At 72.6% G+C, this 13586-nt stretch carries 12 protein-coding genes; 10 read left to right on the top strand and 2 right to left on the bottom strand.

Annotation, left to right across the window (positions count from 1 at the left end):
- The first annotated feature begins 174 nt into the window (after positions 1-174).
- Genes FHX45_RS09355 through FHX45_RS09340 form a run of 4 tightly spaced genes read left to right on the top strand, consistent with a single transcriptional unit; the run spans position 175 to position 4528 of the window.
- Complete coding sequence (locus FHX45_RS09355; RefSeq protein ID WP_167098814.1) at positions 175-1197, top strand: uroporphyrinogen decarboxylase/cobalamine-independent methonine synthase family protein; 1023 nt, start codon at positions 175-177, stop codon at positions 1195-1197.
- Positions 1198-1207: 10 nt separating this feature from the next.
- Positions 1208-1912: a hypothetical protein gene (locus FHX45_RS09350; RefSeq protein WP_167098812.1), complete on the top strand. Its 705-nt coding sequence runs from the start codon at positions 1208-1210 to the stop codon at positions 1910-1912.
- Positions 1913-1923: 11 nt separating this feature from the next.
- Positions 1924-4044 carry an NAD-dependent DNA ligase LigA gene (gene ligA / locus FHX45_RS09345; protein ID WP_167098809.1) on the top strand — a complete coding sequence of 707 codons (2121 nt, stop codon included), beginning with the start codon at positions 1924-1926 and terminating at the stop codon, positions 4042-4044.
- Positions 4037-4528: a GNAT family N-acetyltransferase gene (locus FHX45_RS09340; RefSeq protein ID WP_167098806.1), complete on the top strand. Its 492-nt coding sequence runs from the start codon at positions 4037-4039 to the stop codon at positions 4526-4528. The genes ligA and FHX45_RS09340 overlap by 8 nt, the downstream gene beginning before the upstream one ends.
- A 121-nt stretch (positions 4529-4649) precedes the next feature.
- Here the strand turns inward: FHX45_RS09340 and FHX45_RS09335 are convergent, their stop codons facing one another.
- A complete protein-coding gene (locus FHX45_RS09335; protein ID WP_167098803.1) occupies positions 4650-5531 on the bottom strand; it encodes an NAD(P)-dependent oxidoreductase in 882 nt (293 codons plus the stop codon).
- A gap of 196 nt (positions 5532-5727) precedes the next feature.
- On the opposite strand from FHX45_RS09335, the gene FHX45_RS09330 reads away from it, so the two are divergent.
- Positions 5728-7746 (top strand): MMPL family transporter, encoded by a 2019-nt coding sequence (locus tag FHX45_RS09330; protein WP_167098800.1) that lies wholly within the window; start codon positions 5728-5730, stop codon positions 7744-7746.
- Here the strand turns inward: FHX45_RS09330 and FHX45_RS09325 are convergent, their stop codons facing one another.
- Entirely contained in the window at positions 7747-8400 is a 654-nt protein-coding gene (locus FHX45_RS09325; RefSeq protein ID WP_167098797.1) for an ACT domain-containing protein, read from the bottom strand. It lies immediately after the preceding gene.
- Positions 8401-8614: 214 nt separating this feature from the next.
- Here FHX45_RS09325 and gatC point away from each other — a divergent pair, with 214 nt between their 5' ends.
- Genes gatC through solA form a run of 5 tightly spaced genes read left to right on the top strand, consistent with a single transcriptional unit; the run spans position 8615 to position 13576 of the window.
- Complete coding sequence (gatC, locus tag FHX45_RS09320; protein WP_167098794.1) at positions 8615-8914, top strand: Asp-tRNA(Asn)/Glu-tRNA(Gln) amidotransferase subunit GatC; 300 nt, start codon at positions 8615-8617, stop codon at positions 8912-8914.
- The gene (gene gatA / locus FHX45_RS09315) at positions 8911-10416 is read left to right on the top strand and encodes an Asp-tRNA(Asn)/Glu-tRNA(Gln) amidotransferase subunit GatA (protein WP_167098791.1); all 1506 of its coding nucleotides are present in this window, start codon (positions 8911-8913) and stop codon (positions 10414-10416) included. Before gatC ends, gatA begins: the two co-directional genes overlap by 4 nt.
- Complete coding sequence (gene gatB / locus FHX45_RS09310) at positions 10413-11918, top strand: Asp-tRNA(Asn)/Glu-tRNA(Gln) amidotransferase subunit GatB (protein WP_167098788.1); 1506 nt, start codon at positions 10413-10415, stop codon at positions 11916-11918. The genes gatA and gatB overlap by 4 nt, the downstream gene beginning before the upstream one ends.
- A 2-nt stretch (positions 11919-11920) precedes the next feature.
- A complete protein-coding gene (locus tag FHX45_RS09305) occupies positions 11921-12436 on the top strand; it encodes a hypothetical protein (protein WP_167098785.1) in 516 nt (171 codons plus the stop codon).
- 12 nt (positions 12437-12448) lie between these two features.
- The gene (gene solA / locus FHX45_RS09300; protein ID WP_167098782.1) at positions 12449-13576 is read left to right on the top strand and encodes an N-methyl-L-tryptophan oxidase; all 1128 of its coding nucleotides are present in this window, start codon (positions 12449-12451) and stop codon (positions 13574-13576) included.
- The last annotated feature ends 10 nt before the right edge of the window (positions 13577-13586 follow it).

Genomic DNA, 13586 nt, shown 5'->3' with positions numbered 1-13586 from the left:
AGGTTAGCCAGGGAAATTCCCGAACGGGAGGCGGCCGGTGAATTGCACGGAAATGTCCTGCTTAACCGGATTCGTGGCGCCGGCGCCTTTCCGGCTAATCGGGCCGGTGCCATTTCCCGCCGCACCCGTGGGGCTGCGGCGCGCGCGGGCGCGCGGCCTTGGAGAATCATGGGCGTGAGCGAACACGTCTGGCCCCCCGGTGCGGCCACCGCGGTGGGATCGATGCCCGGTACCGACCCGGCCGAGGCGGCAGCGGTCGTCTTCGGCGAACTGCCCGCCTTCCCGCACCTGCCGGAGCTGCCGGCCCGCGGGGCCGGCGCGGACCTGATCGGACGGACCGCCGCGATGCTGGTCGACCTCGCGATCGAGGTCGTGCCGAGCGGGTACCGGGTCGCCGCGCGGCCAGGGCACGACCACCGGCGCGCGGTGGACCTGCTGCGCTGGGACCTCGACGCCGTCACCGAGGCGGGCGGTGCCCCGGTGATCAAGACGCAGGTGGCCGGTCCGTGGACGCTGGCCGCCGGGATCGAGCTGCCCCGCGGCCACCGCGTGCTCACCGACCGCGGCGCCGTGCGCGAGTTCACCGAATCGGCGCTGGAGGGCCTGGCCGCGCACGTCGCGGAGCTCACGGCCCGCACCGGGGCCGAAGTGGTCGTCCAGTTCGACGAGCCGATGCTCCCCGCCGTGCTCGCCGGGAGCCTGCCCACCCCCTCGGGTTACGGCACGGTGCCTGCCGTGCCCGAGCCGGAGGCACGTGAACTGCTGAGCCGCGTCGTCGAGCGCGCGGGCGGGCTCACCGGCCAGCCGGTCGTCGTGCACTGCTGCGCCGCGCGGCCGCCGGTCGGCCTGCTGCACGCGGCGGGCGCGGGCGCACTCGCGATCGACGCGACCCTGCTGGCCGGGGCGCCGTCGACGCTGCTGGACGAGCTGGGGGAGGCGTGGGACAGCGGCACCGTGCTCTTCCTGGGGCTGGTGCCGGCGCTGGAACCGGAGCGCCGGCCGGCTCTGCGCGAGCTCGCGCAGCCCGCTCTGGCGCTCGCGGACCGGCTCGGGTTCGGCCGGTCGACCCTGGCCGACCGCGTGGTGCCGACACCCACCTGCGGATTCGCCGGTGCCACGACCGCCTGGGTGCGCCGCGCGTTGAAGCTGACCACGGATCTGGGCAAGGCGTTCGTGGAGCCACCGGAGGGCTGGTAGGAGTCCGGTCATGCGGTGGTTCCGACGCTCCAACCGGGAGGACGCCCTGCCCGATCCGCGCACGGCGTGGCCAGAGCAGGCGGTCCCGGACGATCCGGCAGCCGCGGCCGAGCGGTTCTGGCGCCGCTGGTCGGAGATGCTGCCGGAGATCAGCGCCGCGCTCGGCGACCGCGCACCGCAGCGGGCCGAGGCGGTTCTGGCCGGCGCGGTCGCGGAGCTGCACCCGGACCTGCACGTGTCACTGGAACGCGGGCAACGCGCGATCTACGCCCTCGTGGTGAGCGGGCAGGAGGACCCGGCGCTGCGGCCGTTCACCGACGCGTGGCGGGCGGCGGCCCCGCCGGACGACGCGATCTGGGAGTTCCACGACTCGGTGCCGCCGGTGCCCGACCCGTCCGGGGTGACCGTGAACCTGGGCTCGTGCTCGTTCGCGCTGGCCGATGTCCGCGTCGCGGCGCAGGTCGACGAGGCCGAAGGGGTGGTCGACGTCGCGGTCCACCACCCGCTGCTGGGTGAACTCGACGCAGCCGCCCGCGAGGCCATGACGTTCCTGCCGCTGGACGCGACGCTCGGTGAACGGCTGGCCGCGCGGCGGTTGCGCCGCGTGGAGACGGCCGAGAGCGAACCGGCGGGTGCCCTCACCCTCCGGCAACTGCGTGACCTGGTCTGCGGCCTGGACCGCGAACACCCGGAAAGTGTCGGGGGTCCTGACTAAGCTGACCGACTGTGAGTGAGACTCCCGCCGCACAGGACGTCACCGAGGTTCCCGCCGAGGTCCGCGAGCGCCACGGCGCGCTCGCCGACGAGGTGCGCGGGCACCAGTTCCGGTACTACGTGCTGGACTCGCCGGTCATCACCGACGGCGAGTTCGACGAGCTGCTCAAGGAGCTCGAGCGGCTGGAGGCGGAGTACCCGGGGCTGGCCACACCGGACTCGCCCACGCAGAACGTCGGCGGCACGTTCTCCACCGACTTCGTCGCGGCCGACCACCTCGAGCGGATGATGAGCCTGGACAACGTCTTCGCCGAGGACGAGCTGCTGGCGTGGGTCGAGCGGGTGGAGCGCGAGGTCGGCGGGTCCACGCAGTACCTGTGCGAGCTGAAGATCGACGGGCTGGCCATCAACCTGCTCTACGAGAAGGGGCGGCTGGTGCGGGGGCTCACCCGCGGCGACGGGCGCACGGGTGAGGACGTCACGCTCAACGTCCGCACGCTGGAGCAGGTGCCGGAGACGCTGACCGGCACCGCCGAGTACCCGGTGCCCGACCTGGTCGAGGTGCGCGGCGAGGTGTTCTTCCGGGTCGAGGACTTCGCCGAGCTGAACGCGCGGCTGGTGGAGGCGGGCAAGCCGCCGTTCGCCAACCCGCGCAACACCGCGGCCGGTTCGCTGCGGCAGAAGGACCCGAAGGTCACCCGAAGCCGCAAGCTGCGGCTGATCTGCCACGGGCTCGGCAAGCGCGAGGGCTTCGAGCCGGTGCGCCAGTCGCAGGCGTACGAGGCGCTGGCCGCCTGGGGGCTGCCGGTGTCCGGTCACACGAAGGTGGTCGACGAGGCCGCGGAGCTGCTGGAGCACATCCGGTACTGGGGTGAGCACCGGCACGACGCCGAGCACGAGATCGACGGCATCGTGGTGAAGGTCGACCAGGTGTCGCTGCAACGGCGGCTGGGCAGCACGTCCCGCGCGCCGCGGTGGGCGATCGCCTACAAGTACCCGCCGGAGGAGGCCACCACGCGGCTGCTCGACATCCAGGTCAACGTGGGGCGGACGGGCCGGGTCACACCGTTCGCGGTGATGGAGCCGGTGAAGGTCGCCGGGTCGACCGTCGCGATGGCGACGCTGCACAACGCGCAGGAGGTGGAGCGCAAGGGCGTGCTGATCGGCGACCGGGTGGTGATCCGCAAGGCGGGCGACGTGATTCCCGAGGTGCTCGGACCGGTGGTGGACGTGCGCACCGGGGACGAGCGCCAGTTCGTGATGCCGACGTTCTGCCCGGAGTGCGGCACGAAGCTCGCCCACCAGAAGGAGGGCGACGTCGACATCCGCTGCCCCAACGCCCGGTCCTGTCCGGCGCAGCTGCGGGAGCGGCTGTTCCACCTGGCCGGACGCGGCGCGTTCGACATCGAGATGCTCGGCTACGAGGCGGCGACTGCCCTGCTGGAGTCCGGTGTGGTCGTCGACGAGGGCGACATCTTCGACCTGGACGAGGAGAAGCTGAAACGGGTCGAGCTGTTCCGCACCAAGGCGGGCGAGCTGTCGGCCAACGGGCGCAAGCTGCTGGCCAACCTGGACAGTGCGAAGGACCATCCACTGTGGCGCGTGCTGGTCGCGCTGTCGATCCGGCACGTGGGGCCGACGGCGGCGCAGGCGCTGGCGCGGGAGTTCGGTTCGCTGGAGGCGATCGAGCAGGCCGATGAGGCCGCGATGGCCGATGTGGACGGGGTGGGCCCGACCATCGCGAACGCCCTGCGCGAGTGGTTCGCCGTGGACTGGCACCGCGAGGTGGTGGAGAAGTGGCGCCGCGCCGGGGTGCGCATGGCGGAGGAACGCGACGAGTCGGTGCCGCGCACGCTGGAGGGCCTGTCGATCGTGGTGACCGGCTCGTTGTCGACGTACTCGCGGGACGAGGCCAAGGAGGCGATCATGTCGCGCGGCGGCAAGGCCGCCGGTTCGGTGTCGAAGAAGACGGCGTTCGTCGTGGTCGGTGACGCGCCGGGGTCCAAGTACGACAAGGCGGTCCAGCTCAAGGTCCCCGTCCTGGACGAGAACGGGTTCCAGGTCCTGCTGGATCGCGGCCCCGAGGCCGCGGCCGAGGTGGCGCTTCCGGCGGGGGAGGAAGCCGGTGAGTGAGTTCACCGTCAGACCGGCGTGGCCGGCGGAGTACCCGGCCGTGGGCGCGCTGACCGCGGCGGCGTACGTGGCCGACGGCCTGATCGGCCAGGACGACGACTACGCCCGCGAGCTGGCCGATGCCGCCCGCCGCGCCGAGCACGCGGAGCTGCTGGTTGCCGCGGACGCGAACGGCCTGCTCGGTTCGGTGACGATCGTGCAGCCGGGTTCGCGCTACTCGGAGATCGCCCGGGAGGGCGAGCTGGAGTTTCGCATGCTGGCCACCGCGCCCGCGGCCCGCGGCCGGGGCGTCGGCGAGGCGCTCGTGCGGGCGGTGCTGGACCGGGCGCGCACGACCGGCGCCGAGGCGGTTGTGCTGTGCAGTCTGGACGCGATGCGCACCGCGCACCGGCTCTACACCCGCCTGGGGTTCACGCGCATCCCGCAGCGCGACTGGGAACCGCGGCCGGGCCTGTGGTTGCGGGCTTTCCGGCTGGTCTGCTGATCGCTGACGCGCCACCGATCGCGGGCCGGAGCCGGGCGGTTCGCGATGATGGAAGTGCCGCGCGGGCCTCCCGGAGCGCGGGTGGTGGAGTCGCGGCGGAGGGGGAAATCGCCGGTCTCCTTCAGCGGTCAGCGGTGTTGGTGCGCTGTTCGATGGCCCGCACCACCGCGGCCATGTCTTCGGCGCCGTGGCCCAGCTCCAGCGTTTCGCCGTAGAGGGCGTGGCAGACGTCCAGCAGCGGTGACGCCAGTCGCGCCGACCGGGCCGCCTCGGCGATCAGCTGGTTGTTCTTCAGAACATCCGCGATCGACGCCTGCACCGCGAAATCGCCCGCCAGGAGTTTCGCGGCCTTCATCCGGGACACGCTGCTGGCCATCGGGCCGGCGTCCAGCACCTCCACGAACCGTGCCAGGTCCAGGCCCTGCCGCTCGGCGAAGTGCACCGCTTCGGCCAGGCCGGTCACCATGGTGATCAGGTACAGGTTCACCGCGAGTTTCATCAGCAGCGCGCCCGGCGCCGGTCCGCACTCCACCACCTGGTGGCACATCGGCCGCAGCAGGGGCCGCACCGCGGCCACCGCCGATGGCTCGCCCGCCAGCATCGCCACGAGCTGCCCCGCTTCGGCCGGTTTGCGCGACCCGGACACCGGCGCCTCGACGTACCGGCCCCCGGCCGCGGCGACATCCGCCGCCAGCGCGCGCGAATACCCGGGCGACGTGGTGCCCATGTGCACCACGATCCGCCCGGCTACGTTCGCCGCGAACCCGCTCCCGCCGCGGCCCAGCACCGCGTCCACCGCGGCGCCGTCGGCGAGCATGAGGAACACGACGTCCACCCGCCCGCACACCTCGGCCGCGCTGTCCGCGACCTCCGCGCCCGCGGCCGCCAGCACCTCGGACTTCGCCGGCGTCCGGTTCCACACCACGAGCGGCGTTCCCGCCCGGACCAGGTTGAGTGCCATCGGCGTGCCCATCACGCCCAGCCCCAGGAAGCCGACCTTCATGGGAAGTACCCTAGCGCGGAGTTATGACAGTTGTCATGACCGTTCGCCGAGTGGTCCGATGAGCTCGATGGGCCGGAAGGCCGCGTCGCGTCGGCCGGGGCTCCGGTTCGCCGGATCGTGCTCTGCGGGCAACCGCGCCTCCCGGTAACGTTCAGCCTGCTGAACGATTCCCCCGACCCCAGGGCTGTAGTAGCCGATGAGGATCGCACGCTGGCTCGTCCCCGCTCTGCTCGTGATCGCCTGGCTCGCGGTCGGCGGGTTCGGCGGGCCCTACGCCGGCAAGCTGAGCGACGTCTCGACCAACGACAACTCCGCCTTCCTGCCCGCCTCGGCCGAGTCCACCCGTGCCCTCGCCGAACAGCGGACCTTCTCCGCCGACCAGACCCTCCCGGCGATCGTCGTCGCCGAGCGGACCGCCGGCATCACGCCCGCGGACACCGCCTTCCTCTCCGCGGCCGCCCAGCGTCTGCAAGCCGTTCCCGGCGTCACCGGCGCGACCGGACCGCAGCTGTCCCAGCCCGACGGCCAGGCTCTCGAACTGACCGTTCCCGTCCGGATCGGCGGCAAGCCCGGCGGGATCGTCGAACGGATCCGCGCCGAAGTGGCGCAGCCCCCGGCGGGACTGACCGTCCTCGTCGCCGGCCCGGCCGCGCAGATCGCCGACCTGGTCACCGCCTTCGGCGGCATCGACGGCCTCCTGCTGCTGGTCGCCGGCCTGGTCGTGGCACTCATCCTGGTGGTCGTCTACCGCAGCCCGTTGCTGCCACTGGTCGTGCTGCTCTCCGCGGTGTTCGCGCTCGGCCTGGCCAGCCTGGCCGTCTACGTCCTCGCCGACCACGACGTGCTGACCCTCAACGGCCAGAGCCAGGGCATCCTGTTCATCCTCGTCTTCGGCGCCGCCACCGACTACGCGCTGCTGCAAGTCTCGCGGTTCCGGGAACAGCTGCGCGACACCGAAAGCCGCTTCGAGGCGATCCGCCGGGCCTGGCGCGCGACCATGCCCCCGATCGCGGCGTCGGCGGGCACCGTCGTGCTCGGTGTGCTCTGCCTGCTGTTCTCCGACCTGCAGTCCAACCGCGGCCTCGGCCCGGTCGCCGCGATCGGCATCGCCTGCGCGTTCCTCGCCTCGGTCACGTTCCTGCCCGCCGCGCTGGCCCTGCTCGGCCGCGCCGCGTTCTGGCCGATCCGGCCGAAGTTCGGTTCACCGCACCCGGAGTCCGGCGGGATCTGGGGCCGCATCGCCACGGCCGTCGCGGCCAGGCCGCGGGCGATCTGGATCGGCACCACGGTGCTGCTGCTCGCTGGTGCCGCGTTCGTGCCGCAGCTCAAGGCCGGCGGGGTCGCGCAGACCGACCTGTTCCTCACGCCGGTCGACTCGGTCGCCGGGCAGGAGGTCCTGGTCCGGCACTTCCCGGGCGGTTCCGGTTCCCCGACCGTGATCATCGCCAACGCGAGCGCCGCACCGGCGGTGGCCCAGGCGGCCCGGGTGGACGGGGTCGCGCAGGTCGCCGTGGCCCCGAAGCAGGTCGGCGGGCGGGTGCAGATCCTCGCGACCCTGACCGACGCGGCCGATTCCCAGCCCGCCGTGGACACGGTCGGCCGCGTGCGCGCGGCGGTGCACGCCGTGCCCGGAGCGGACGCGGTCGTGGGCGGCACCACCGCCACCCAGCTCGACACGCAGCGGACCTCCGAACGGGACCGCGCGGTGATCATCCCGATCGTGCTGGTGGTGATCTTCGTGGTGCTCGCGCTCCTGCTGCGGGCGCTGCTGGCGCCGTTGTTGCTGATCGCGACGGTCGTGCTGTCCTTCGGCGCCACCATGGGCGTGTCCGCGCTGGTGTTCAACCACCTGCTGGGTTTCCCGGGTGCCGATCCGGCGGTGCCGCTGTTCGGGTTCGTGTTCCTGGTGGCGCTCGGGATCGACTACAACATCTTCCTGATGACGCGGGTGCGGGAGGAGGCCGTCCGGGCGGGCACCCGCGACGGCACGCTGCGGGGGCTCACGCTCACCGGCGGCGTCATCACCTCCGCCGGGGTGGTGCTCGCGGCGACCTTCGCCAGCCTGGCGGTGATCCCGATCCTGTTCCTGGCGCAGATCGCGTTCATCGTCGCCTTCGGCGTCCTGCTCGACACGCTGGTCGTGCGGTCGCTGCTGGTGCCCGCGCTGACCCTGGACGTCGGCCGCCGCATCTGGTGGCCGTCGAAACTGCGGTGATCAGCCGTCCAGCACGACGGCGACGATCCCGGCCAGGTGGGCCAGCCGCGCGACCTCGGCGGCGCGGAACATGGGGCCACCGGGGCGCCCGACCAGCAGCGCCTTGTCCGGCTTGCCCAGCGGGGTCGCGGCGAGCTCGGTGCCCAGCTCCTGCCACGTTTCCGGGACCCAGGTGTCCTCGGCGTCGAGGATCGTGGCCCGCTCCAGCGGCAGCCACGGCAGGTGGGTGATCGCCACCTCGGGCGCCGCGCTGGACGAGGCCAGCCGCTGCACACCGCCCGCGCTGACCGACACCACGATCGCCCATCCCGCGCGGATGATCCGCGGCACGCCTTCGACCAGCACCGCCAACCCGGACGCCGGCCGGTCGGCGATCTGCTCGACCAGTTCCAGCTCGCGGTGGGTGTCCAGCACCCCGGCGTAGGGGCGCACCGCGTCGACCTCGACGCCCTCCACGCTCTCCGCGGCGGTGATCACCGCGTCCGGCAGCCGGCCCGACGGCAGCTCGACGACCATGTCGTCGATCGCCACCCCTCCGCCGCGCTCGACCACGTCCACCGAGAGGATGTCCGCCCCGATCGTGCCGAGAGCCGTCGCGACCGCTCCGAGGGTTCCTGGCGTGTCCGGGAGCTGCACCCGGATCAGGAAGGACACGTGAACCCCTCTCGGGTCCGGCGCTCCCGCCTCGCCGGGGAGCGCAACCGGCCGCTGATTGTGACAGACGAAGGCCGCCACGGGGAGCCATCGTCTGCCTACCGAGACCGGATTGCGCGCGCTCCGTTCACAACCCGGTCGAGGTCGCAAGCCCCGCCGCCATAGACTTGTGTCTCACCGAAACACCGATCCGCACACCCCGGGAGTCACCCGCGTGCCCAACATTTCCCGCGACGAGGTCGCGCACCTGGCCAAGCTCGCCAGGCTCGCCGTCACCGACGAGGAGCTGAACGTCTTCGCAGGTCAGCTCGACCAGATTCTGGACGCGGTGGCCAAGGTCAGCGAGGTCGCCGACGGCGACGTCCCGCCGACCTCGCACGCCGTGCCGCTCACGAACGTCTTCCGCGAAGACGTGGTCCGGCCCGGGCTGACCCAGCAGCAGGCCCTGGCCGGTGCGCCGGCCGCCGAAGAGGGCCGCTTCCGGGTGCCGCGGATCCTGGGGGAGGAACAGTGACCGACCTAACACGCCTGTCCGCGGCCGAGCTGGCCGGGAAGATCCACGCGCGCGAGGTGACCTCGGAGGAGGTCACGCGGGCGCACCTGGACCGCATCGGCGAGGTCGACGAGGCCGTGCACGCGTTCCTCACCGTCGACGCCGAGGGCGCCCTGGCCGCGGCGCGCGCGGTGGACTCCGCGCTGGCGCAGGGCCAGGCCCCCGCCTCACCGATCGCGGGCGTCCCGCTCGCCGTCAAGGACGTGCTGGCCACCGCGGGCGTGCCCACCACCTGCGGGTCGAAGACCCTGGAGAACTGGATCCCGCCGTACGACGCGACGGTCACGCGCAAGCTGCGCGAGGCGGGCGTGCCGATCCTGGGCAAGACGAACATGGACGAGTTCGCGATGGGCTCCTCCACCGAGAACTCGGCGTTCGGCCCCACGCGCAACCCGTGGGACCACGCCCGCATCCCGGGCGGTTCCGGCGGCGGCTCGGCCGCGTCGCTGGCCGCCTTCGAGGCGCCGCTGGCGATCGGCACCGACACCGGCGGCTCGATCCGCCAGCCGGGTGCGGTCACCGGCACCGTCGGCGTGAAGCCGACCTACGGCGGCGTGTCCCGGTACGGGCTGGTGGCGTTCTCCTCCTCGCTCGACCAGGCCGGGCCGTGCGCCCGGACGGTGCTGGACGCGGCGCTGCTGCACGAGGTCATCGCCGGGCACGACCCGCTCGACTCGACCTCGATCGACGCGCCCGTGCCGCCGGTGGTCGCCGCGGCCCGCGAGGGCCTGCGCGGTGACCTCACCGGCGTCCGGGTCGGCGTGGTCAAGGAGTTCAGCGGCGAGGGCTACCAGGCCGGCGTGCAGCGTTCCTTCGAGGCCGCGGTCGAGCAGCTGACGGCGCTGGGCGCCGACGTCGTCGAGGTGTCCTGCCCGAACTTCGTCTACGCGCTGCCGGCGTACTACCTGATCGCGCCGAGTGAGGCGTCGTCGAACCTGGCCCGTTTCGACGCGATGCGCTACGGCCTGCGGGTCGCCGACGACGGCACGCACAGCGCCGAAGAGGTCATGTCGGCCACGCGGGAAGCCGGTTTCGGCGCCGAGGTCAAGCGCCGGATCATGCTCGGCACGTACGCGTTGTCGTCCGGCTACTACGACGCCTACTACGGCTCGGCGCAGAAGGTGCGGACCCTGATCGCCCGCGACTTCGAGGCCGCGTTCGCCAAGGTCGACGTGCTGGTCTCGCCCACCACCCCGACCACCGCGTTCAAGATCGGCGAGCGGGTCGACGACCCGATGGCGATGTACCTCGCGGACCTGTGCACGATCCCGGCGAACCTGGCGGGCAACGCCGCGATGAGCGTGCCCAGCGGACTGTCCGATGAGGACGGCCTGCCGGTCGGGCTGCAGATCATGGCTCCGGCGCTGGCCGACGACCGGCTCTACCGGGTCGGCGCCGCCTACGAGGTGGCGCGCGGCCCGATCATCGACCGGATTCCGGAGCTGAAGGGAGTCTCGGCGTGACCGCCGTTGCCGAAGTCATGGACTACGCCGAGGTCGTCGAGCGGTTCGACCCGGTGCTCGGGCTCGAGGTGCACGTCGAGCTGAACACCAAGACCAAGATGTTCTGCGGCTGCCCGAATGAGTTCGGCGGCGAGCCCAACACCCACGTGTGCCCGACCTGCCTCGGCCTGCCCGGCGCGCTGCCGGTCCTCAACGGCAAGGGCGTCGAGGGCGCGATCCGCATCGGCCTGGCGCTGAACTGCGAGATCGCCGAGTGGTGCCGGTTCGCCCGGAAGAACTACTTCTACCCGGACATGCCGAAGAACTTCCAGACCTCGCAGTACGACGAGCCGATCGCGGTCAACGGCTACCTGGACGTCACCCTCGACGACGGCGAGGTCGTGCGCGTGGAGATCGAGCGCGCGCACATGGAGGAGGACACCGGCAAGTCGCTGCACGTCGGCGGAGCGACCGGACGGATTCACGGTGCGGAGCACTCGCTGCTCGACTACAACCGCGCCGGTGTACCGCTGATCGAGATCGTCACCAAGCCGATCGTCGGCATGGGCGAGCGGGCCCCCGAGGTCGCGCGCGCGTACGTGACCGCCCTGCGGGACCTGTTGCGTGCGCTGGACGTGTCGGACGTGCGGATGGACCAGGGCTCGCTGCGCTGTGACGCCAACGTGTCGCTGATGCCGAAGGGCGCGAGCGAGTTCGGCACCCGCACCGAGACGAAGAACGTCAACTCCTTCCGCAGCGTCGAGCGGGCCGTGCGCTACGAGATGACGCGGCAGGCCGCGGTGCTCGCCGCCGGTGGCACGGTCACCCAGGAGACCCGGCACTTCCAGGAGGCCGACGGCACCACCTCGCCCGGCCGCACCAAGGAGACCGCCGAGGACTACCGGTACTTCCCCGAGCCCGACCTGGTCCCGATCGCCCCGTCGCGTGACTGGGTCGAGGAGCTGCGCGGGACGCTGCCGGAGATGCCGGCCGCGCGCCGCAAGCGCATCCAGACCGAGTGGAACCTCTCCGCCGAGGAGCTGCGGGACCTGTTCAACTCCGGCGCGGTCGAGCTGGTCGAGGCCACGGTCGCCGCGGGTGCGAAGCCGAACGACGCGCGCAGCTGGTGGGTCAACTTCCTGGCGCAGGAGGCCAACGCCCGCGAGGTCGAGATCGCCGCGCTGCCGATCACCCCGGCGCAGGTCGCCCGCGTCGCCGCGCTGGTCGACTCCGGCGAGCTGACCAACAAGCTCGCCCGCGAGGTGGTCAAGGGTGTGCTGGCCGGCGAGGGCGAGCCGGACGAGGTCGTCGAGAAGCGGGGCCTCAAGGTCGTGTCGGACGACTCGGCGCTGCTCGCCGCGGTCGACGAGGCGCTGGCCGCGCAGCCGGACATCGCCGACAAGATCCGCGGCGGCAAGGTCCAGGCCGCGGGCGCCATCGTTGGTGCCGTGATGAAGGCGACCAAGGGTCAGGCCGACGCCAAGCGCGTCCGTGAGCTGATCATCGAGCGGGTGGGCGCCTGAGGATGCCCGCGAAGGTGTCCGCGGAGCCGGCGCGGTTCTCGTTCGCGCGCGTCAGCTGGCGCGAGTGGACGGCTCTGGCGGCGGGCGTGCTTGCCGCGCTCGCCCTGTTCCTGCCGTGGACGAATCTGTCGGCGCAGGACCAGGTCGTCGAGGAGGCGTTGCGGGACCTGCCTGCCTCGGACGTCGCGCGGGACGCGTGGACCGGCGGGTTCCTGGCCTGGTGCGGGCCGCTGTTGCTGCTCGTCGCCGGGGTTGCGGTCGTCGCGTTCGGACAGTTCCGCAAGGTGCGGGCGGCCGGGCTGCCGCACCTGTGGCTGATCTGCGCCGCGGTGGCGCTGGTGTTGATGCTGCTCGCGTGGTTCGCGATGGGCCGGCAGTTCGACGAGGACACCCGCGCGCTGCTGAGCCAGGGCGGCATCGTGTGGTACGCGGGGATCGGCCGGTACCTGGCGATGCTCGGCGGCGTCGCTTCCGTGGCCGCCGCGGTGCTGGACGTTCGCGCGCTGCGGCGCCGCTGAATGGGGGAGGTCATGGCTGTCGACGCCGACGTGGCGGTGGTCGGGCTCGGCACGTTGGGGTCGATGACCGTGTGGCAGCTCGCCCGGGCCGGGGCGGACGTCCTCGGGTTCGAGCAGTTCGGCATCGGGCACGACCGGTCCGCGGCCGGTGGTGAGTCGCGGATCTTCCGCACCGCCTACCAGGAGGGGCCGGAGTACGTGCCGCTGCTGCGGGAAGCGCACCGGCTGTGGCGGGAGCTCGAGGCCGAATCCGGCGGCCGGCTGCTGACCGCGACCGGCGGGCTCACCATCGGCGCCGAGGGTACCGAGGCGATGGCCAACGTGCTGGCCTCGATCGAACGCTTCGGGCTGCCCGCGGAGGTGCTCGACGCCGCGGCGATGCGCTGGCGGTACCCGCAGCACCGGCTGGCCGATGGCGAGATGGCGGTGCTCGACCACACGGCCGGCGTGCTGCGGCCGGAATTCGCGGTGATCGCGGCCGTGACGCGGGCGGTTTCGCTGGGCGCCCGCGTGCACAGCGGGACGGCTGTCACCGCGATCGAGCCGTTCGGCGACCACGTCGTGGTGACGGCCGGGGAGCGGCGCTTCACCGTGCGGCAGGTGGTGGTGGCCGGTGGGCCGTGGACCGCCCGGCTGGTTCCGGCACTGGCGGGCGCGGTGCATGTGCGGCGGATCGTCATGACGTGGTTCGCGACCACCGACCCGGCGCGGTACGGCCCGGAGCGGTTCCCGGTCTTCATCCGGCAGAGCGGGGAGCGGCACGTCTTCGGCATTCCCACCTTCGACGGTGGCTCGGTGAAGGTGGCGCTGGTCGCGGAAGATCCGGTGGCCGATCCGGACGCGCTCGACCGGGACGTGCGGCCGTCCGCGCTGTCGGCGATCAGCTCACTGGTGCAGGGCTGCCTGCCGGAGCTGCATCCCTATCCGCACCGGGTTTCCGTGCACATGGACGGCTACACCGCCGATGGCCACCCGCTGGTGGGGGCCGTGCCGGGGGTGCCGAACGTGGTGGTGCTCGGCGGTTTCTCCGGGCACGGGTTCAAGATGGCCCCGGCGATCGGGCGGGTGGCCGCGGATCTCGTGCTGCGCGGTCAGGGGTCCGTGGGGTTCCTGGACCCCGGGCGTCACGCGGGAATCTGAACGCCCTGCG

It is taken from the genome of Amycolatopsis granulosa (assembly GCF_011758745.1).
Taxonomy (GTDB): Bacteria; Actinomycetota; Actinomycetes; order Mycobacteriales; family Pseudonocardiaceae; genus Amycolatopsis_E; species Amycolatopsis_E granulosa.
This window is presented reverse-complemented; position numbering and strand designations above follow the sequence as displayed.